10 protein-coding genes and 1 pseudogene are annotated in these 22,057 nt (G+C 69.5%); 7 read left to right on the top strand and 4 right to left on the bottom strand.

Annotated elements, in window-relative coordinates; translation table 11 throughout:
* Window positions 1–7: 7 nt before the first annotated feature.
* From ACIBBB_RS04380 to fabD, 4 genes are read left to right on the top strand one after another with little or no spacing between them, the layout of a single operon-like run.
* On the top strand, window positions 8–4,432 hold the full coding sequence (locus ACIBBB_RS04380) for a beta-ketoacyl synthase N-terminal-like domain-containing protein (RefSeq protein ID WP_398978503.1): 4,425 nt from the start codon (window positions 8–10) through the stop codon (window positions 4,430–4,432).
* The gene (locus ACIBBB_RS04385) at window positions 4,425–12,794 is read left to right on the top strand and encodes a type I polyketide synthase (RefSeq protein ID WP_398978505.1); all 8,370 of its coding nucleotides are present in this window, start codon (window positions 4,425–4,427) and stop codon (window positions 12,792–12,794) included. Before ACIBBB_RS04380 ends, ACIBBB_RS04385 begins: the two co-directional genes overlap by 8 nt.
* Window positions 12,791–13,855, top strand: a complete 1,065-nt coding sequence (locus tag ACIBBB_RS04390) for a ketoacyl-ACP synthase III family protein (protein WP_398978507.1) — start codon at window positions 12,791–12,793, stop codon at window positions 13,853–13,855. Before ACIBBB_RS04385 ends, ACIBBB_RS04390 begins: the two co-directional genes overlap by 4 nt.
* The gene (fabD, locus tag ACIBBB_RS04395) at window positions 13,855–15,102 is read left to right on the top strand and encodes an ACP S-malonyltransferase (RefSeq protein WP_398978509.1); all 1,248 of its coding nucleotides are present in this window, start codon (window positions 13,855–13,857) and stop codon (window positions 15,100–15,102) included. The genes ACIBBB_RS04390 and fabD overlap by 1 nt, the downstream gene beginning before the upstream one ends.
* Window positions 15,103–15,495: 393 nt before the next feature.
* Here the strand turns inward: fabD and ACIBBB_RS04400 are convergent, their stop codons facing one another.
* The 3 genes from ACIBBB_RS04400 to ACIBBB_RS04410 all read right to left on the bottom strand — a co-directional run bounded on the left by ACIBBB_RS04400 (window position 15,496) and on the right by ACIBBB_RS04410 (window position 16,856).
* Window positions 15,496–15,753 carry a hypothetical protein gene (locus ACIBBB_RS04400; RefSeq protein WP_398978511.1) on the bottom strand — a complete coding sequence of 86 codons (258 nt, stop codon included), beginning with the start codon at window positions 15,751–15,753 and terminating at the stop codon, window positions 15,496–15,498.
* The gene (locus tag ACIBBB_RS04405; protein WP_398978513.1) at window positions 15,750–15,947 is read right to left on the bottom strand and encodes a DUF6247 family protein; all 198 of its coding nucleotides are present in this window, start codon (window positions 15,945–15,947) and stop codon (window positions 15,750–15,752) included. Before ACIBBB_RS04405 ends, ACIBBB_RS04400 begins: the two co-directional genes overlap by 4 nt.
* A 246-nt stretch (window positions 15,948–16,193) precedes the next feature.
* Window positions 16,194–16,856 carry a LysR family transcriptional regulator gene (locus tag ACIBBB_RS04410; protein WP_398978515.1) on the bottom strand — a complete coding sequence of 221 codons (663 nt, stop codon included), beginning with the start codon at window positions 16,854–16,856 and terminating at the stop codon, window positions 16,194–16,196.
* Between the two features lie 82 nt (window positions 16,857–16,938).
* Between ACIBBB_RS04410 and ACIBBB_RS04415 the strand changes: the two are divergent.
* The 3 genes and pseudogenes from ACIBBB_RS04415 to ACIBBB_RS04425 all read left to right on the top strand — a co-directional run.
* Window positions 16,939–17,087 (top strand): annotated as a pseudogene (locus ACIBBB_RS04415) (aldo/keto reductase); the annotation flags it as partial.
* Between the two features lie 476 nt (window positions 17,088–17,563).
* Window positions 17,564–19,114 carry an amidohydrolase family protein gene (locus tag ACIBBB_RS04420; RefSeq protein ID WP_398978517.1) on the top strand — a complete coding sequence of 517 codons (1,551 nt, stop codon included), beginning with the start codon at window positions 17,564–17,566 and terminating at the stop codon, window positions 19,112–19,114.
* A 349-nt stretch (window positions 19,115–19,463) separates the two neighbouring features.
* Window positions 19,464–19,673: a DUF2180 family protein gene (locus tag ACIBBB_RS04425; protein ID WP_398978519.1), complete on the top strand. Its 210-nt coding sequence runs from the start codon at window positions 19,464–19,466 to the stop codon at window positions 19,671–19,673.
* 267 nt (window positions 19,674–19,940) lie between these two features.
* On the opposite strand, the gene ACIBBB_RS04430 is transcribed toward ACIBBB_RS04425, so the two are convergent.
* A complete protein-coding gene (locus ACIBBB_RS04430) occupies window positions 19,941–21,932 on the bottom strand; it encodes a SpoIIE family protein phosphatase (RefSeq protein WP_398978521.1) in 1,992 nt (663 codons plus the stop codon).
* Window positions 21,933–22,057: the final 125 nt, after the last annotated feature.

The raw sequence follows: 22,057 nt of genomic DNA on the forward strand, positions 1-22,057 counted from the left end.
ACTGATCATGAAACAGCTGCTGCTCGACTTTCTCTGGTCCCATCTGCGCACGCTCGGCGCGTTCCGTGAATCCGGGCAGACTCCGGAGGCCGCACGGGAGTCGGCAGGCCTCGCGCCGGGGTACGGCGCCTGGTTCGACGAGTGCCTGCGGGTCTTCGAGGGGGCCGGCTACATCGCTCGGCGGGACGGCAGGATCCTGCTCGACGATGCCATGCGGTATCGGCCGATCGAGCAGCTGTGGCGCGAGTGGGAGACGGGAAAGCCCGCGTGGCAGGAGAATCCCGACCTCGCGGCCACCCACCTACTGGTAGAGACCACCTTGCGTGCCTTCCCCGACATTCTCAGCGGACGGCGACCGGCCACCGAGGTCATCTTCCCCGGGGGATCGCTGGAGCTGGTGCAGAACGCCTACGCGACCAACCCGGCGTCAGCGTTCTTCAACCAGGTGTTGGCCGCCGACATGGTGGCGCGGCTGCGACGGCGGGCACGAGCCCTGACGGCGGATGCCGCGCGGATCCTGGAGATCGGCGCCGGCACGGGTGCCACGAGCGCCGTCGTCCTGGAGGCGCTGCGGTCCGCGCAGCTGGACGTGCGCGAGTATTGCTACACCGACATATCAAGGGTCTTCCTGAACCACGCGGAGCGTTCGTTCGGTGCGGGAAATCCTTCGCTGACCTGCGGAATCCTGGACATCGAGCGCCCGGTGGCGGATCAGGGCTTCACCCTCGGCGGGTACGACGTCGTGGTCGCCGCCAACGTCCTGCATGCCACCCGGGACATCCGCCACACCCTGCGCAACGCCAAGGCGCTTCTCCAGCCCGGCGGACTGCTGGTTCTGAACGAGCTGACCGCGAACAACCTGCTCAGCCAGTTCTCGTTCGGCCTCCTCGACGGATGGTGGCGCTACGAGGACCCGCACCTGCGTATCCAGGGCAGCCCGCTGCTCTCCACGGCGCACTGGCGGCACGTCCTGATGCAGGAGGGATTCCGCGCGATCGCTCTGCCCGCGCAGGATGCCGAGGATCTGGGACAGCAGATCATCGTGGCCGAGAGCGACGGCGTCATACGGCAGGCGACGGCCGTACCGCGCCCGTCCGCGCCGCAAGTGGCGCCGGTGCGCGAGAGTCCGGCGCGCGCCGTGGCCGATCACAGCGCCGGGAGCGAGCCCGGAGACCGGCTGCGCGCCCACATCGAGGCAGTCGCGCTCGATGTGCTGGCAGAGGCGTTGGACATCCCGCGGACGAGGATCGGGCGGGGCGAGCCCTTCTCGAACTACGGGCTCGATTCGATCTTCGCGGTGAACGTGGCCCGGACCCTCGGCGGGACGCTCGGCATCGACCTCGACATCACTGTGCTGTTCGAGCACAACACCCTGGCTGAGCTCGGCGAGTTCATCGTCTCCGAATACGCCGAGGACCTGCGGGATGTGCTTCCGCCGGAGCCCGCATTGCCAGACCGGGCGCCCGATCCTGTGCAGCCTCAACCTCAGCCTGAGCTCGACGAGGCCGCGCTCGACGGCATGGCGATCGTCGGCATGTCCGCACGCTTCCCCGGGGCCGACGACATCGACGAGTTCTGGCGGATCGTCGAGCAAGGCAGACGGTGCATCACCGCACCGCCGGAAAAGCGTGCGGACTGGGCGTGCTACGGCGACGAGGCAGCCGCGCTGCGGGGCGGATTCCTCGACGGGGTGCATGAATTCGATCCTCTCTTCTTCCGCATGTCGATGACCGAGGCGCGCCAGGTGACGCCGGAGCTGCGCCTGCTGTTGATGACGTCGTGGAACGCCGTCGAGGACGCGGGCTATCGGCCGGCCGAGCTGCGGAACCGGCCCACGGGCGTGTTCGTCGCTACGACGCAGAGCGAATACCGGCCCGCAGCCATGGACCTGATGAGCCTGCCGTCGCCCGCGATGGTGCCCAACCGGATCTCGTACCTGCTCGACCTCAACGGCCCCAGCGAGCAGTGCGACACGACGTGCTCGTCCTCGTTCGTGGCCCTGCACCGGGCGATCCGATCCATCCGCGACGGCGAGTGCGAGCAGGCGCTCGTCGGCGGGGTGAACCTGGTGATGTCGCCCGCAGGTTTCGGCGGGATGCAGGCCGCCGGGATGCTCAGCCCGCGCGGCGACGTCCGGCCGTTTCAGCAAGGCGCCGACGGTACAGCGCGCAGCGAGGGCGTCGCCGCCGTACTGATCAAACCACTGAGTCGGGCCATGGAGGACGGGGACTTCGTCTACTGCGTCGTGCGCGGCACCGGCGTGGCCCACGGCGGCAGGGGTGTGTCCTTTACGGCACCGAACATCAGGGGCATGAAGACAGCCGTCGCGCACGCCTACGCCGACGCCGGGATCGATCCGGGCGCCGTGGATTACATCGAGACCCACGGCATGAGCTCGATGCTGGCGGACAGCGCGGAGCTGGCGGCGCTCGGCGCCGGACTCCGCAGCGAGGACGACAGCGAAGACGTGACGTATCTGGGCAACGTGAAGCCCTGCATCGGGCACACGGAGGTGGTCTCCGGCCTGGCCGCGCTGGTGAAGACCGCGCAGGCGATGCGGCACGGCGTGATCCCGGCGCTCCCGGGCTTCGGGCGGCTGCACCGCGACCTCTCCCTCAAGGGGACGCGGCTGCGCATCGCCGCGCAGAACCTGCCATGGCCCGAGCGCACCGACGACGCCGGTCGGCCGCTACCGCGCCGCGCGAGCATGCACAGCTTCGGGATCGGCGGCGTGAACGCGCATGTTGTGCTGGAGCAGCACATCGCCTCCGCGAACCTGGACGACGACCCGGGTGCGCAGGTCCTTGTGCTCTCGGCGCAGAGCGTCGACGCTCTGCGCGAGCGGGCGCGCCGGCTGATTCATCGGCTTGCCGAAGCGGATCCGCGCTCCTGGGCGGACATCGCGTACACGTTGCAGGTCGGCCGGGAAGCGATGAGCTGCCGGCTGGCGTTCGTAGCGCAGAGCACTGACGAGGCCGCTCGCATTCTGGGCGGTTGGCTGGGCGGCGACCCGGACACGCTCGCCCACGTGGCGTTCGCCGACGGCGTCGATCCTGCTGCCGGCGCCGAACACGACGGGAAGCCGACGCAGCTCGACCACGTATCAGAACACTGGGCCGCGGGCACGTTCATGGACTGGGACCTGATGCATCGCGGCGCTCGACGCAGGCGGATCGCACTGCCCGGGTATCCCTTCGCACGTCTGACGTGTTTCGCCGAGCAGGCGCCGCGGCCGGATCAGGTCTCGCACACAGGCGTCGGCCCTCCGGACGGCGAAGCCTTCGTCGCCGACCTCGTCGCCTCGGTGCTGGGCCTGTCGCGCCACGAGATCGACGGCACGAGGTCGCTCGCCGATTACGGTCTCAACTCCCTGCTTTTGGTCGCGATGCTGGGCCGGATCAGCAATGTGTTTCCGGGTTTCCAGCCTGAATGGTGGCAGCCGCATGACACGTTGAACGACGTGGTCGCGAGGCTGCCTGAGGCGGAGGCCCGCTCCACGCGCGTGCTGGCCCCGGAGCAGGTGCGCCTCAACGGCGCGACCGAGGGCAGGCCGGTCTTCTGGATCCACGGCGCCCTCGCCGGCGTCGAGTCCTACCGCACGATTGCCGAGCGGATCGACCGCCCGTTCTACGGCATTCAGGCCCGTGGCCTGCTGACCGAGGACGCGCCGATCGAGGGCGTCACGGCCATGGCCGAGTACTACACCGAGGTCATCCGCTCGGTGCAGCCCGAGGGGCCGTACGACGTCGGCGGATTCTGCCTCGGCGGCATCGTCGCCTATGAGGTGACCCGGCGGCTGCAGGCGCAGGGCCAGGACGTGGCCTCGCTGACGATGGTGGACTCGCCGGACGAGACCGGCCTGGCGAAGTCGAACGCGAACGGGTTCCAGTCGGCGCAGAGCGCGGCTCTGCAGGTCGTCAATTCCTTGCTCTGGCCGGCGGGGGAGAAGGACCCGGCGGTCTTGCGTGCCCGTCTCGTCCACCGGGACGAGGTCGCGGAGGACCTGGACGAGGACGCGTTCGTACTGCGGCTCGCGGAGTTGGCGGCCGAGCGCGGGCTCGCCATGAGACCTGCCCAGATCACGCGGTTCATCAGGCGCAACATGGCGATCCAGCTCGCCTACCGGCTCGGCGAGCACACCATCAAGCCTCTGCCGCGGCCGGAAGCCGTGGTGTGCACCTACTTCCGTAACCGGCGCGGGCTCTTCCTGGGCGAGGTCGAACCCTACTTCCAGGTCGCCGGCGAGACCTTCTCCCTCGACCACGTGAATTACCAGCAGGACTGGGGGCGAGAGCTGCCGGGCCTTCGCCTGGTGGAGATCGACGCCGCGAACCACATGACGATCCTGAACGACGCGGGGCCGCTCGCCGCGGTCGAGGAGACATGCCTGGCGCTCTACGCGTCCGGCGAGATCGGGGCTTCCCGTGGCTGACCAGACCGCCGCCCAGACGTACGACCGCCACGAGCCGGTGGCGATCGTCGGCATCGGTTGCCGACTGCCGGCACTGATCGAGGATCCGACCGCACTCTGGCAGGCTCTGCTCAAGGGTATCGACGCGGTGCGTCAGGTGCCGGCCAACCGGTGGAACGCCACCGCGTGGGCCGACGCGGAGGCGTCCGGCTGGGCGGCGAACCGTCGAGGTGGATTCCTCGATGACGTCACGGGATTCGACGCGGAGTACTTCGGCATCCCACCGGCCGAGGCACGGCAGATGGACCCGCAGCAGCGGATTGCCCTGGAGGTGGCGTGCGCCGCAGTCGAGGACGCGCGGCGTTCCACAGCGAGTCTCGCGGGCACGCGCACCGGCGTCTTCATGGGCGCGATGTGGCAGGAGTACCCGCTGTTCACGCAGGGCGTCGCCGAGGCGATCCACGCCCACTCGGCCATCGGCTGGGACAACTCGGTGATCCCGTCCCGCATCGCCTACGCGCTGGGGCTGCGCGGCCCCGCGATGGGCGTGGCGACCGCGTCGAGCTCCTCTTTGGTCGCGGTGCACCTCGCCGTGCAGAGCCTGCGCTCCGGCGAGTCGGACTTCGCACTTGCCGGCGGCGTCAACCTGATGCTGCATCCGAACACCTCGGTGGCCTTGACGAAACTCGGCACGCAGAGCCCTGCCGGCCTGTGCCGGGCCTTCGACGGCGACGGCGACGGCTACGCCCGGGGCGAGGGCTGCGCGGTAGTCGTGCTCCGCCGACTGTCCGACGCGCTCGCCGACGGCGACCGCGTCTATGCGCTGGTGCACGGCAGCGCCGTCAACAACGACGGCGCGACAGACGGACTCACCGCCCCCAGCCACGAGGCGCAGACGGAGGTGCTGCGGTCGGCGTGGGAGAACGCCGGCGTCGCGCCGTGTGCGGTGTCGTACGTCGAGGCGCACGGCACGGGCACGCCTCTGGGCGACGTAACGGAGGCGGGTGCGCTCGGCACCGTGTTCGGGCCCGACCGGCCCGCGCCGCTGCGCATCGGCTCGGCGAAGACGAACTTCGGCCATCTCGAGCCGGCGGCCGGCGTGCTCGGGCTCGTCAAGGTCGCGCTGGCAGTGCACCACGGTGTCATTCCGCCGAGCCTGCACTTCCGCACACCGAACCCGCGCATCGACTTCCCCGCCGAACGTCTGGAAGTGGTCACCGAGGCAGCTGCGTGGCCGGCCGGGCCGCGGTTCGCGGGGGTGAGCAGCTTCGGATACGGCGGCACCAACGCGCATATCGCCCTCGGCGAGGCGCCCGAGGGCGCGCCGGTACAGGCCACACCGGATGCGGGCGGTCCTGTCTGCCTGGCGGTGTCCGGCACGAGCCCGCACTCGCTCGCGCGTAACGCCGCACGGCTGGCGAGCCACCTCGGGCAGTCGCCTGAGACGAGGCTGTCCGACGTCGCCTACTCGCTGGCGACGACCCGCACGCAGCACCCCACGCGCGGCGTGGTGATCGCTGGAACGACGGACGAGGCGGTGGCCGGTCTGCGGGCGCTCGCCGCGGACGAGAGCCACGACGCGGTAGTGACGGGCGCGGCTACCGGTCGCGGCCGCGTCGCGTTCGTCTTCCCCGGCCAGGGCGCTCAGTGGTGGGGGATGGGCCGGTCGCTGTGGGAGCAGAACGACGCGTTCCGCGAGGCCGTGACGGCCTGCGACGAGGCCCTCACCCCGCACACCGGGTTTTCGGTCGCCGCAATCGTGCGTGGGCAGGACGGTCTCGCGCCGCCCTTCACGCGCACGGACGTGGTGCAGCCGGCGTTGTTCGCGATGTATGTCGGTCTCGCCGCGATGTGGCGCGCCTGGGGCGTCGAGCCCTCGGCGGTCGTCGGCCACAGTCAGGGCGAGGTGGCCGCGGCGGTCGTCAGCGGGGCGTTGAGCCTGGCGGACGGCGCTCGAATTGTGGCGTTGCGCGCTCGGGCCGTGCACGATCATGCGCCGGACGGGGCGATGGGACTCGTGGAGCGCCCGGTGGGCGAAGTCATCGAGGAGCTGGCGGCCTACGGCGAGGCGCTGTCCGTCGCGGTGGTGAACACCGCGCGATCGACCGTCGTGGCCGGAGACGCCGAGGCGGTGGACCGCTTCCTCGTGCAGATGGAGGCCACCGGCGCGTATTGCCAGCGCGTGGACGTGGACTACGCATCGCACAGCCCGCACATGGATTCGCTGCTGCCCGCGCTGCGCGAGCAGCTCACGGGCCTTGCCCCCGCGGATGCGGGGATCGCCTTCTATTCGAGCGTGACGGGGGAGCGGGCAGCTGGGCCGGAGCTCGACGCGGACTACTGGTGCCGCAACCTGCGCGAGCCGGTGCGCTTCGATCGCGCGCTGGAACGCCTGCGAGCGGACGGGTTCGGGATCTTCGTCGAGGTGAGTCCGCATCCGGTGCTCCAGATAGCCCTGGCGCAGGGAACCGAAGCCGACGGGGCGGCCGTCGTGGTGGGCAGCTTGCGCCGCGATCACGGCGGGATCGAACAGGCGCTGCGGGCGCTGGCGGAGCTGCACATCCAAGGGGTCCCGATCCCATGGAAGCGTGTGTTCTCGACCTCGGATACGCGCAGGGCGGACCTTCCGACGTACGCGTTCGAACACCGCAGCTACTGGCTGGACGAACACGACGACGCGATCCCGGTCGTCAACAGTGCTTCGTGGCGCGAGGACGTGATGGCACTGCCCGAACCCGAGCGTCTGGGATCGATGGTCGCACTCGTCACGGAGGAGGCCGCAGCCTTGCTCGGCCGGCCCGAGGAAGGCGTGCGCCCCGACATGACGCTGCGCGAACAGGGTTTTGACTCCCTCATGGTGGTCGAGCTGCGAAACCGGCTCAGCGCACGGACACGGGTCTCGCTGCCCACAGTGCTCGCCTTCGATTACCCCACACCGCAAGCAATCGCGACACTGCTGCTGACGCACGCCGATGCGCGGTACGAGGCCCCGGAAGTCTCGCCCGCCGTCGCCGTAGTGCCCATGCGGCCCGACGACGACGACCCCGTCGCTATCGTGTCCATGGCCTGCCGGCTTCCGGACGGAATCGACACGCCCGAAGCGTTCTGGGAACTGCTCGTCGACGGCCGCGAAGCCTCCTCCCCGTTCCCACAGCGCTGGGACGGGTGGGATCTCAGCACGATCGAGGAGGCGGAGCGCGCCGCCACTGGCGGGCGCTTCGAGCGCAAGGGCGGCTTCGTACGCGACGTCGAGGACTTCGACGCGGCGTTCTTCGGGCTCAGCCCGCGTGAGGCGCTGTCCCTGGACCCGCAGCAGCGGCTCGTTCTGGAAGTCGTATGGGAGGCACTGGAGCGGGCCAATCTGCGCACTGCGTCCCTCGAAAGCAGCAACACAGGCGTCTACCTCGGCGCGATGAGTTCGGACTACGACGTTGCTCGGCGCTGGGACGTCGGGAGCAGCGACGGCTACAAGATCACTGGCAACGGGTCGAGCCTGATCTCCGGGCGTGTGGCCTACACACTCGGCCTGTCCGGGCCGGCGCTCACCATCGACACCGCGTGCAGCTCGTCGCTCGTGGCCTTGCGCCTGGCGTGCGAGGCGCTGCGCAGCGGCGAATGCGACCTGGCGCTCGCCGGCGGAGTGACCGTGATGAGCACCCCGCAGATCTTCGTCGAGTTCAGCCGCCTCAATGGGCTCGCGGCCGACGGCCGCTGCAAGAGCTTCGCCGACGACGCCGACGGGACGAGCTGGGCGGAAGGCTGCGGCGTCCTGGTGCTCAAGCGGCTCTCGGACGCGAGGCGCGACGGTGACCGTGTGCTGGCCGTTGTGCGGGGCACCGCTATGAACCAGGACGGCCGCAGCCAGGGGCTCACCGCGCCGAACGGCCTCGCGCAGCAGCGCGTGCTACGCAGTGCCTTGGCCGACGGGGGACTGGCCCCGGCCGACATCGACGCCGTCGAAGCGCACGCCACGGGCACCGTGCTCGGCGATCCCATCGAGGCCGGCGCCCTTGCCGCAGTGTTCTCGGGCCGCGTGCGACCCTTGCACCTGGGATCGGCCAAGTCCAACATCGGCCACGCTCAGGCGGCCTCCGGCGTCATCGGCGTCATCAAGATGGTGATGGCGCTTCAGCACGAGTGGCTGCCCCGCACGCTCCACGCGGAAAGGCCGAACACCCGGATCGACTGGACCGGCGGCGAACTGGAGCTCCTGCGGCAGCCGAGGCAGTGGCCGCGGACACGGCGGGTGCGTCGCGCCGGCATCAGCTCATTCGGTATCAGTGGCACGAACACGCACATCATCATCGAGGAAGCCCCGGAGACCGTCGTCGCGGACCAGCCTGGCGACGATCTCGTCCACCCGTTGGTGATCTCAGGCACCGACACGGCCGCCCTGCGTGCGCAGGCCCAGCACTGGGCCGAGTGGCTCGACGCGCGGCCCGCCGCGTCGATGCGAGATATCGCCTACACCTCCGCCGTCGGCCGTACGCACTTCGACGCGCGCGCCGTGGTCTTCGCGGGCAACGCCATGGATGCTGCCGAAGCCCTGCGGGCAGTCGAGCCCGGCTCCGGCACGGCGCTGGGGGAGATCGCCTTCGTATTCGCCGGTCAGGACGCGCAGCCGCCAGGGATGAACAGTCAACTGCTGGAGCAGAGCGCAGTGTTCCGCGACACCGTGGCGGAGTGCGACGCGGTCCTCTCGCCGTTGACCGGCTGGTCCGTGCTGAAGGTGCTGCGCGGCGAGGAGGACGTGAACAGTCTGGATGTGCTGCCGTGCACGCTGTTCGCGACATACCTCGGACTTGCGGCGCTGTGGCGCAGTTGGGGTGTGGAGCCGGCGGCGGTGGTGGGCAACGCGCAAGGCGAGGTCGCCGCCGCCGTGGTGAGCGGGGCGTTGAGTTTGGAGGACGGCGCCCGCGTCATCGCCCTTCAAGCTCGCGCGCGCTCGGGGGACGCGGTCGGCGGTGCGATTTCAGGGATTGCCCCTGCCCGGACTTCCATCCCCTTCTATTCGCGCCTGACGGGCGAGGTCGTGCCGGGCCCGGAGCTCGGCGGCGACTACTGGTTCCGCGACCTGCCCGAGCCAGAGCCCATGAGGCTCGACCGCGCGCTGGAGCGGCTGCGCGGCGAGGGCTTCGGAGTGTTCGTCGAGGTCGGCCCACCCTCTGAAGGTGCCTCGGGCGGCGTGGACCAGCTCTGGCGAGCGGCCGCCACGTTGTTCGAGCGGGGCTTCTCTCTGGACTGGGAGCGAGCCCTCGGGTCCCGTGGCGCCGGCAAGGTTGACGTCCCGACGTACGCGTTCCAACGCCAACGCTTCTGGCTCGGCGAGCTTCCGGCCGGGCCCGTCGTGGTGACGGCAAGTCAGTCCGCGGACGGCCACCCGTGGTTCGATGCGATCACGACTCTCGCCGGCAGCGGCGGTTACCTGTTCACCGGCCGGCTGTCGCTCAACGATTGCCCGTGGCTGGCCGATCACGTCGTCAGCGGGCAGGTCTACGTGCCGGGCGCGGGCTTGATCGACGCTACGCTGTTCGCCGCCCGGACCGCAGGTGCCGACGCCGTGGCAGACCTGACGCTGCTGGAGCCGGTCGTCCTCCTTCCGGGCCGCGCGCTGCGGATCCAGGCCACCGTCGGCGATCCGGACGCGCACGGACGACGCCCCTTCGCGTTCTACAGCCAACCCGAGGACACGGATGAGCCGCTGATCTGGCAGCAGCACGTGACCGGAGAGTGCGTGACCCGTGCGTGCGTCGGCGCCACGATGCCGCCGGACATCGATAACTGGCCGGTGCCCGATGCCCGGGCCCTCGACATCGAAGCCTTCTATGGACGCGCCCTCGCAAACGGGCTCGACTACGGCCCGGCTTTCCGAGGACTGCGCGAACTCGCCTGCCGCGACGGCGTCTACTACGCGCGGGTATCCCTTCCAGGCGCGCTGGATCCGGCCGACCACGGCCTGCATCCGTCGCTGTTCGACGCGGCACTGCAGGTCGTCGTCGCCGGTCTGATGGAGGCGGGTGCGGCTCCTGGGCCGCTCGTCCCGTTCATCTGGTCGGACGTCGAGCTGTTTCGTGCCGCAGGTAGAGAACTGACCGTGCGAGTGTCGTTCGAATCCGGCGGAGACGAGGACCTCGCGCCGGCCACCGTATGGCTGGCCGACCCGGCAGGCCACCTGGTGGCCCGGATCGGCAGGCTAAAGTTCCAGCGCGGCAGACGTCGCGGACACCCGTTCGCCGAGCACCTCTACCGCGTCGGCTTCGAACTCGTACACCCCGTGGCCGAAACCCCCGACCCTGCGGGCACCCTCGTGGTCGGCGACGCGGAGTTGGGCGCGGGGCTTGGCGCCGACGTCGTACCCGACCTGGACGCCCTCGTGAAGCGGCTCGATGTCCGGGCGGATACGCCTCGGCGACTGCTGTTCGCGCTGCCTGACTGCGCGTCCGCTCAGTGGTTCGATGCGGAACGGAGCGCCGCCGAAGCGCTGCGGACGCTTCAAGTGTGCTTCGGCGATGCCCGGCTCCAGGGCGCGGAGTTCGTCTGGATCACCCGTGACGCAGTGTCATCGAGTCCTGACGATCAGGTAGGGAATTGGGCCCATGCCGCAGTGTGGGGCATGGTGCGCACGGCCCGCACGGAGCAACCTGGGCGCGTGCTGCGCCTGATCGACCTCAATCCCGGTACCCCGGACTTCCGGCTCCTGGCGCGCGTGATCGAGACCGGCGGCGAGCCGGAGTGCGTGCTGCGCGGCGAGACCGCCCACGTGCCACGAGCAAGGCCGACCGTCGAGGAGGTCGACGCGCTCGTCCTGTCGGACGAAGGCAGCTGGCACTTGCATCAGCGGGAAGACGATCAGCTGGACGTCATCGCCGCCACGCACGACGAGGGCGCGCCGGAGCCGGTCGCGCCGTGGGAAGTCCGCGTCGAGGTGCGCGCCGCCGGGATGAGCCCGGGGCACGCACAGGTCCTGGAGTTCGCAGGGATCGTCATGGAGGTCGGCAGCGGCGTCACCTCCGTACACGCGGGTGACCGGGTCATGGGCAGTGCGGCAGGCGCGCTCGGCAATCAGATCCGCGTGGACGGTGCCACCCTCAGGCCGATGCCCGCGAACCTCACCTTCGCACAGGCGGCCGCTGATCCGTCCGCCCCCGATTCGAGGCAGGACAGGGGGTCGTTCACTGCCTTCGACGTACGCGACGCGCCGTATGCCCTGCGCCACGCGCAGCAGAACGCTGCGCACAAGACCGTGCTGACCTTGCCACGCGCCCTCGACCCGGACGGCACGGTGCTGATCACCGGCGGTCTCGGCGAGCTCGGCAGCGCGCTCGCCGCACACCTGGTCCGCGCGCACGGAACGCGGCGGCTCGTGCTGCTGTCGCGGCGCGGTGGCAACACCCCCGAAGCCGGCTCGTTCGTGCGGGAGCTCGAAGCCGCGGGCGCCGAGCGAGTGGACCTGGTCGCGGGCGACGTCGCGGACCGGGCCGCAGTGGCTGCGGTACTGGAAGGGATCCACCCGAGCCATCCCCTCACGGCCGTGTTCCACCTCGCCGGCGTGCTCGACGACGGCCTGGTGGAGGGCTTTACCGCAGAGCGGCTGCACCGGGTGATGGCACCCAAGGTCCAAGGCGCGCGCCTGTTGGACGAGTTGACCGAGCGGCTGGACTTGGCCGCGTTCGTACTCTTCTCCTCGGCGGCCGGAACGCTGGGCACCGCAGGACAAAGCGGGTACGCCGCGGCGAACGCGACGCTGGACGCCCTGGCGGCGAACCGACGCAAGCGGGGTCTGACAGGACTCAGCCTCGCTTTCGGGCTCTGGGAACAGGCCGGAGTGGGCATGACCGCCCACCTCGGCAAGGCCGAGCTGGGACGCCTGCGGCGTCAGGGGATCGGTGCCCTGAGCTTGGCCGAGGGCCTGAATGCCCTGGATGTCGCACTTACACGGCCCGAGACCCAGCTGATGCCCGTGCAGCTGGAACTGGCATCGTTGCGACACGCGCTCGGCGATGCGGAAGCGCCTCCCTTGCTGCGCGACATGCTGCAGCGCACAACTGAAGGGCGCCAAGCCGAAGTTTCCGAGACCGCACAGTCGCTCGATACGCGGATGGCGGACGCCTCCGAAGCCGAACGACCGGCTCTGCTGCTGGACCTCGTCCGCAGCGAAGCCGCCGACGTGCTCGGCCTGCCCGGACCCGACAGCGTGCCGGCCGACAGAGCACTGCGTTCCCTCGGGATCGACTCGCTCACCATGGTCCAGTTGCGCAAGCGCCTCGCCAAGCGGCTGAACACCGTGCTGCCCGCCACACTGGTGTTCGACTACCCGACCGCCGAGGCCATCGTCGGGCTCCTGCTCCACGACGCCACCACCCTGAGAGGGAACGAGAAGTGAAGACAGAGGCCCTGTTCATCGCGGGTATCGCAACCTACCTGCCCCCGGCGACCAAGGTCGAACAAGCCGTCGCCGACGGCCGGTTCGACGCCCAGGACGCCGAGGACACGCAGCTCGAGTCGGTCTGCGAGGCCACGGACGAAGCTCCGCCCGAGATGGCAGTGGCCGCTGCCAGAGATGCACTGGAAAGGTCGGGTCACCGGGCCGAGGACATCGCGCTGCTGCTGCACGCCTGCGTGTACTTCCAAGGCCTCGAGCTCTACCCGACGGCTTCCTACATCCACCGCGAAGTACTCGGGGACCATTCGGCGCTCGCCTTCGAAGTCAAGAATGCTTCCAACGGCTGCATGACCGCGTTGGACATCGCGGCGCGCTCCCTCACGGCCACCGACGACGTGGCGGCGCTGGTGACCACCGCCGACAAGGTCAGTCCGCCGGCGATCGACCGCTGGAACAGCGACATCGGCATCGTCCCCGGCGACGGTGCGTCGGCGATGGTGCTCAGCAAGAGGTCCGGGTTCGCACAGGTGCTGAGCACCTCCACGGTGTCGGATCCAACCCTTGAGCGCCTGCATCGCGGCGACGCGCCCTTTACGCCTCACCACGACCCCACGCTCCCCATTGACCTGCGTGTGCGCAAACTGCAGTACCTGGGAGACGTGGAGCTCGACGAGTTCACCCGCCGATTCCGGGCCGGCCTCAGCGACTGCGTCAATCGAGCCCTGCACGACGCGGACATTCGTCTAGGCGACGTCGCCCGGTTCGTCGTTCCGCACTTCGGACGCATTGTGCTGCAGCGCGAGGTCCTCGCCGCACTCGATATCGACCTCGATCTCACGACCTGGTCCTGGGGTCGCACCGTCGGCCACCTCGGCGCGGGCGACCAGATCGCCGGACTCGAACACCTCGTGGAGGAGCGCGCCGTAGACGTCGGCGACCTCTGCATGCTGCTCGGCGTCGGCGCCGGCTTCACCTGGACGTGCGCCGTGGTCCGGATCATTGAGCTTCCCGAGTGGCCGACGCCGCCGGCTGGATTCGACCTCGGGGGCGGGCGGATCTGATGCGCTGCTACGTGTTCCCGGGACAGGGCACCCAGAAGAAGGGGATGGGACGAAGCCTGTTCGGAAGGTTCCCCGACCTCCGTTGCCGCGCCGACCGGGTGCTCGGATACTCGATCGAAGAGCTCTGTCTGGAAAACCCGGAACGACGGCTGTCCGAGACCGCGTACGCGCAGCCCGCGACTTACGTCGTCAACGCGCTGCACTGGTCAGCGGCGCAGGAGGACCTGCCACCCGCGGACTTTTTCGCGGGCCACAGCCTCGGCGAGTACAGCGCACTGTTCGCGGCCGGCGCCTTCGACTTCGAAACCGGCCTGACGCTGGTGCAACGCCGTGCGGAACTGATGAGCCAAGTCAGCGGCGGTGCGATGGCCGCAGTCGTCGGTGTCTCCGAGCAGATCGTCGAGGAGACCCTGAAGCAGCACGATGCCACCGGCGTCGTCATCGCCAATTACAACGCGCCCGAGCAGTTCGTGCTCTCCGGCAGCCGCGAGGAGCTGGCGCGGATCAAGTTGGTCTTCGAGAAGGTGGAGGGTGTCCGAGGCTTCGTCCCGGTCCGAGTCAGCGGACCCTTCCACGCGCCGGCGATGGCCCCGGCCGCCGCGCGCTTCCGCGACCTGCTGGCCTCGGTCGACGTGGGCGAACTGCGGACACCGGTCATCTCCAACGTGACCGGCCGGCCGTTCGGCCCCGATGCGCAGGAAGTCCGCGAATTGCTCGCCGAGCAGATCGCCAAGCCCGTCCGCTGGACCGACTGCATCCGGTATCTGCGGGACGCGGGCGTGTCGGTTTTCACGGAACTGAGCGAATCGAAGGTGCTCACCTCGCTCATCGACCGGATCACCGCCGCGCAAGAGCCCGCGCCCGACCTACGCCGAGACCTGATCGAGCGCATCAAGCGCGAGATCCTCCAGCCGGAGATCGGCGACGAGGCGCTGGGCTTCGACGAGGACGCGTCGTTCCGGCAGCTCGGCCTGAACTCCATCATCTACGTGCGCCTGGCCCGCCGGGTCGGGACGGTCCTCGGCGTTCCGATCAAGCCGGACGTCATCTTCCAGCACCGTTCCTGCGCCGCCCTGGCGGACTACCTCCTGACCCGCGACGACGTCGCCCAAGCCGCAGCACCCGAGGCCCCACCCGCGCCTTTGCGTGAATACCAGGACGAACGGGTGACGGCCCTGCTGCGCGACTGCGCGAACGGGACCCTCAGCGTGGACCGGACCATCGAGGCGATCCGCGCCCTCGCGTGACGAGCGCCGAATGCGCCATTACTTCGTCTTGCCGTACGGGAAGCGCACGAACACGTGGACGCCGTCCCCCTGACCTACCCGGGTGCCGAGACCGCAGCAGACGCACTCCCCTACCCATCCCGCATCGCCGCCCCCTCGCCCTGCGCCTCACCACCGTCATCGCCCACACTCACCATCAACTCGCCGCAGGCAACCCGGCCGCTCACGAACCCGACCTCGCCGCCTCTCTGTCCAACCTCGGTATTCCAGCTGGCGGAGGCGGGCCGGCGGGGCGAGGCTCTGACCGCTGCCGAGGAGGCGGTGGAGATCCGGCGTCGGCTGGCTGCGGACAACCTGGCCGCCTACGAACCCGACCTCGGCAGCTACCGTGGCCGGGGGCGTTGTCTCTGGCAGTTACCCGATCCAGACGATGTCCAGGACGGACAGGTGTCGCAGCGAGCGGTTCGCGAAGTAGATGACGGACAGCCGGCCGACGGACGCGATACGGACCTCCTCGCCCTCGGGGTTACCGGTGTCCCACTGGCGGAACCACGGGGCGGACGCGGCGGCGTCCAGCACGTCCCACACGATCTCTTCCGCGTGCTCGGGCAGTTCGGTGAGCACCTTCGCAGCCGGCGGCGACAGCCGGACCGCATACGGCTGACCAGTCACCGGCGCCTGCTCCGGAGCTCCTCCAGGTCCCCGAAGCCGCTCTCGTCGCGGCCGGAGGCGAGGAACGCGTCGACCGCCGGAGCGGAGGCGACGCGGGCCTGCCAGATCTGGACGACCTCGTACGGCGTGGTGAGGGAGAACGTGCGGCGCGACTCCTCGAGGGCCTGCGCCCACTCCTGCTCGAAGGCCGGCACCCAGTGCGCGGCGTTCTGCGCGCAGCTGCGCGAGCAGTTCGGCCGGAGTTCCCGGCGTGGGGGTGTACGGCGTGAGGGGTGCGTGGTCGGGCTGCGCGCTCATCGGCTGGTCCTCCCGCCGGCGGGTCGTCATCTCACCGTACGTGCGCCGGGCCGGTGATCCTCTCCTAAAGGATCAGGGCGAGGGCCAGAGCGCTGGCGTGGTGACGGGTCTGGTCGCTCTGCTGCCTGAGCCGGCGTCCGTCTTCACCCATCACGCTGGTCCTGTCGGCCTGAACAGCAGGCAGGCCCAGCGGACACGGCGCGAGCGCCCCAGTCGGGAGCGAAGTCCACGAAGGTCTCGCCGACCAGTTCCTTCCAGTCCACCGCCTCCTGCCCTGCGAGGGGGTGACCGGAGGCGCACAACAGCACCATCCGCTCCGTCGCGAGCGGGATCACGCGAACTCCACTCGGGGTGTCCCCGGTCAGGGCGACGAAGGCCAGATCGAGGTGGCCTGTGCCCACGTCCTCGGCCAGGGCCTGGGAACCATCCTGACGCATCTGGACCTCGACCCCAGGGTGTCGGCCGCGGAACTCAGCCAGCAGGGCGGAGACGTGCACCGCTCCGAGGCACTGCTCGGCGCCCACCGCCAGAGTGCCGCGCAGGAGTCCGCTGATCGCACTCACTGCGTCCTTGGCAGCCCGTGCTCCGGCCAGCGTACGGCGGGCCTCGCCCAGCAGGGCCCAGCCGGCCTCGGTCAGGTCGACGCTCCGGGTGTTGCGCCGGAAGAGCTGGGCGCCCAGTTCACGCTCCAGCACCCGCACCGACGCCGACAGCCCCGATTGGGACACGAACAGTCGCTCGGCGGCACGGGTGAAGTGCCGTTCCTCGGCGACGGCGACGAAGTATTCCAAATGCCGCAATTCCATGATTCATAAGCCTAACAACAGGATTGCCATACCTCCATCCATTTCAGTGATCAATTCCGTGCACAACCAGTAGCCGCGCACGACCCCACAGCAGGTGTGCCTGGCCTGGATGCTCGCCCTCTCGCCGGTCGTCATCCCGACCCCGGGTCCAGCCGCCCCCAGACCGCCCGGAGTTCGGCAGCGGCCGCCGAACTCCGGCTTACCGCAGAGCACTTCGCCAACTCGGGCGCATCAAGTGACAGCAGCCGCACCGGCATGTGCCGTCCGGCTCCGGACTCGGTCGGCACGCTCTGGAACGACCCGATGGGAACACCGAACTCGGTGCGCTGCCCGGCGTACTCGAGGTCTGATCCGGCAGGTGGCGGCCGAGTCCGGGGGCTGGGCGGCGGCGCCCGGCCTCGCCGCGGCTACTTGATGGCGGGCCACACGATCGGCGCCCCCGCGTGCCGTCGCAGCAGTGGTGCGCGCTCGCGCCCCGTATTCGCGAACCCCCGGCCTTCGCCGACGCTCGGCCTGCCGAGGCCTCAAGGACCAGACACCTCAGACTTTAGATGTAGTACAAATTTCAACTTATGAATACTCAACTACTTTGCTAGCGTCCTGTCAGGTGATCCCACAGGGCGGCTGAACGATCCCGCCTTGTCTGCCACCACCCACCACGTTCCACTCCGGCACGCCAAGCGGCCGGTACAGACTTGGAGTTCCTTATGCACAGCGACGAGCCGTCGCCTTCGGACCAGCAGAACCCCCAGGACCGCTCTCAGTCCCGACTGGGGCGCAGATCCTTCCTGGTCGGAGCGGGCACAGGCCTGGGAGTCGCCGCCGTCGGGTTGGGTGCCACCGCCGTGGCCCGGCCGGAGGCGCCCGCTCGGACGCCGTCCTTCACGCCGGGCCGCCCGATCGTCTTCCGCGGCGCCACCGTGGTGACGGGCGACCCCCGGCTCAGCGTCCAGCAGAACGCCGACGTGCTGGTCACCGACTCCACCATCCGGGCGGTCGGACAGAATCTGCACACGCCCTCGAACGCCGTCGTCATCGACGGGCGTGATCGCATTCTCATGCCCGGCATGATCGACACCCACCGGCACATGTGGCAGACGGTGCTGCGAGGTGTCGGAGCGGAATGGAGCATCCAGAACTATTTCCAGTTCATGTACCTGGGGTGGGCCAAGTACTGGCGCCCCGAGGATGTCTACGCCGGCAACTACCTGTCCATGGTGGAAGCCATCAACAGCGGTGTGACCACCAGTCTGGACTGGTCACACGCGCTGTACACCCTCGATCACGCCGAAGCCGCCGCGGACGCCCTCTTCGACTCCCGTGGGCGGGCCCGCCTGGCCTACAGCGACCTCTCCGCACCGCCGCAGGAGTGGGCCACCGCCGGTGGTGACGTGGACCGGCTGCTGCGCACCCGCTTCTCGTCCAAGAACCAGCTCGTGACCATGCAACTTGCCTGGGACACCCCCACCGATCCGGCGTTCCCCGAGCGGCCGGCCTGGGAGTTCGCCCGGAACCGGGACCTCATGGTCACCCAGCACGCCGGTATCTGGGAGTACTCTCCCGACAACGCCCTCCAGATCCTGCGCGACAACGGCTTCCTGCTGCCCACGAACACTTACGTGCACGGCGGATCCTTTCCGGACAGCGCCTACGGTCTGATCGCGGACTCGGGCGGCAACGTGTCGATCTCCGCCGAGAGCGAGCTCAACGCGGGCCAGGGTTACCCTCCCACCGGCAAGGTCAGGGAACACGGCATCCCCATCTCCCTGTCGATGGACACCAGCGTCTGGTGGAGCTCCGACATGTTCTCCGCGATGCGCGCCACTCTCAACGCCGACCGGGGACTCGGCCACCAAGCCGCACAGGCTGACGGGAAGACCGTCGTCAACAACGACCTGCGCACCGAGGATGTCATCCACTTCGCGACGCAGGGCGGGGCCGACGCCCTGGGGCTGGGCTCGTCACTGGGCTCGATCACGCCGGGCAAGCTGGCGGATCTGGTTCTGCTGCGGGCCGACACACCGTCCATGGTGCCGCTCACCAACGCCTCCCACCAGATCGTCTTCCAGGCCACGCGCGCGGAGGTCGACACGGTCCTGGTCAACGGTCGCGTACTCAAGTACGGCGGCGAGCTCATCTCCCCGGACCTGAAGCGGGCACGGCGCCTGGCAGAAGCATCACGCGACTACATCCGGGACAAGGCCGGCGCGAAGCAGTGGACCAAAGCCCAGGAGCCCGCGCCGTACAAGGTCGCCTGAACCGCGCCAGGCAGCAGCCGCTTGCCCCGAAGCTCCGCGATCCAGAAGCGCAGCTGCTGAACACGTTCGTTTTCTTCTATTGGACTTCTGGCTGTCGGCCCGGCGACTCTGGCCACGACGAGACGCTCATCGCCAAGGCCCTCGCCTCCCGCGAGCGGGGCAAAGACGTCCTGGTCACCACGGGGGGGCGGCAACCTACCGCCGCGGCGACGGACCTCCTGCTCAGCCGGCAGGAGCTGCTGGAACTGGACGCCGTCCGACACCGCAAACGGACGAAGCCGTCCGCTCACCCGGACTCCGACTACCCGGTCCAAGTCCAAGGCTCGACCTTCACGCAACGGAGTGAAACATGAATTGCTATGACTGCACCCAGGAGGGACGCGTCGACACTGTCGGCATCGGCGTCTGTGCCCGATGCGGCCTGTTCACATGTCAGGACCACGCCCAGATCGTCCGGGAACACGTCCAACAGCGCAATGGCCTCGCTCGCACGACGAGTCGGCTGCCGGCACGCAGGGTCGTCTGCACCATCTGCCGCACGGCCGAGACGGTCAGCTGAGGCCCCGAAGCCGCCGCCGCTCAGCCCATCAGCTACCGGGGCGCCTCGCCGGGTGCGTACAACCATGACCGGCGACGCGGTTCACCATGCTTCCGCAGTGAACGCGGCCGTGGATGATGCGGACGAGTGGGTCCTGGCGGACATGTGCGTGATCGTCGACGGGCTGATGGAATCTACGCCGGCCATCGCGGACATCGCGGACATCGCGGGTCGGGGCGTTCCCGCCGTCCCTGCACGGGGCGGGCTCGCCCGCCCCGTGCAGGGCTGTCAGAGCTGGTCCGCGACGCCGAGTTCGAACCAGGTCGTCTTGCCCCGGCCGGCCGGTGAGCTGCCCCAGGACGATGCCAGTGCGTCGATGATGAGCATGCCGCGTCCGGACTCGGCTTCGGCGTCTCCTGCCTCCCCAGGTCCCAGGTTGGCGACAAGGAGAGGCGGACGGGGATCGCTGTCGCGGACCTCGACGCGCAGGTGATCGGGATATCCGCGCAGTCGTACGTCGACTTCGGTGTCGGCATGGATCAAGGCGTTGGTGACTGCCTCGGTGATCAGGAGTTCCAGGTTGTCGAGCAGGGCTGCGAGCCCCCAGCCGGGCAGCAGCCCCTGCAGGAAGTGCCGGAGGCGCCGCACATGCTGGAGATCGCGGCGCTGGACGAACACCCGGGCGACCCGGCGCTGCGGCCCTTCGCGGGCGCCGTCGTACCGCACCAGCAGCAGGGCCATGTCGTCGTCGCGCCGAGCCTCCGGACAAGCACCGCCGACAAGCCGGTTGGCCAGTAGCTCCAAGTCCTGGCCGCGGCCGTCGGCGAGGGTGCGGTGCAGCCGTTCGACGCCGGCATCGATGTCCGGATGGCTCAGGTCCAGCAGTCCGTCGGTGAAGAGGGCGAGGAGCGAGCCGGGCGCCAGTGTTGTCTCCGTCTGAAGGTAGACGGTCTCGGGGTTGACTCCCAGAGGTGGGCCGACGGGCAGGTGCGGAGTGTTGGCCCGTCCCTGTGCGTCACTGATCGCCGGCGCGGGATGGCCCGCGCTGGCAAGGGTGGCCGTCCCGGTCTCGAGGTCCAGCCAGAGGCAGCAGCAGGTGGCGAAGTGGTCGGGGTCCAGTTCGGCGAGCAGCCGGTTGCTGCGGTTCAGCACGGTGGCGGGGTCATGGCCCTCCGTGGCGTAGGCGCGCACACCGCTGCGCAGTTGTGCCATGGTCCCGCAGGCTTCGAGGCTGTGTCCCTCGACGTCCCCGATAACGAGTCCGATGCCGCCTTGGCCCGGCAGGCTGATGACGTCGTACCAGTCGCCGCCTACTTCGGCACCGCCGGTCGCCGGGAGATAGCGCGCGGTGGAGACGATCTCCGGCAGGTGCGGCAGGGTCCGGGGCAGCAGACCGTGCTGCATGCTCCGGGCGATCATGTGCTCCAGCTCGTGTGCCCGGGCCCGCTGCAGCGACCGCCCTACCTGGCCCAGCATCATGGTGAGTACCGCGAGTTCCTCGTCCCGCAGCCCGCGGGGCCGGTCGATGGACAGGACACAGCAGCCCACCACCCGACCGTCCGCAATCAGCGGGAGAAAAAGCCACGCCATCGTGTCGTCGTGGTACCGGTCGAGACCGGGATATTCCGCGCGCAGCTCTTTCCCCGTCGCAAAGACCATGAGCTGAGGGTTTACGGTGGCGTCCGCCTCCGGGGTACCGGGTGTGAGCAGAACCCCGTCGACTCTGCGCAGGTCCGCCTTGGAGAAACCCGCTGCACCCACCACACGCAGCCGGCCTCTCTCGGCCAGGCAAAGGGCCATCGCGCGCCCGCCGCACGGGCGCACCACCTGGGCCTGCGCGGCCGCCACGATGTCCCTGGGACTCTTCGCGGCGCTGAGTTCGGTGGCAAGACGCTGGAACCGGTAAAGGACAGCCGTACTCCCGCTCGAGCCCGCGCCGGGAGACTCCGGAATGAACGCAGGCACCAAGGGCGACTCCATGGCGGCGCCATCCCCGGCTGCCCGCTCCAGTTCGACAGCGAGTCGATCCGCGGCTCCCACCAGAAAGTCCATGGATTCCGGGGGCACGTCCTCGGGCGGAGCCCAGCGCAGGGTCACCGCGCCGAAGCGCCGACGGTCCGTTCGCAACGGGACGGAGACCACGATCATGGCGTACGGCGCATACTGCATCAGCACCGGCTCGCTCTGGGTCAGGGTACGGAGGTGCTCCTCGTCCCAGATCACCGGCTCACCGGTGCGGTAGGCGACCGCGGTCGCGAACCGCCCGTCGTCCGCTGCCATTCCCGGCGTCAGGGTGAACCCCAGAGGAGTGTCGAGCGCCATCGCGGGGGCCAGGACGGGTAGATCACCACCGGCACCGGCCGTTACAAGGTACGCCGTGATCGTGCTCGGACGCAGTCTGGCGT

The sequence above is a fragment of the Streptomyces sp. NPDC051217 genome, assembly GCF_044455465.1.
GTDB lineage: Bacteria > Actinomycetota > Actinomycetes > Streptomycetales > Streptomycetaceae > Streptomyces.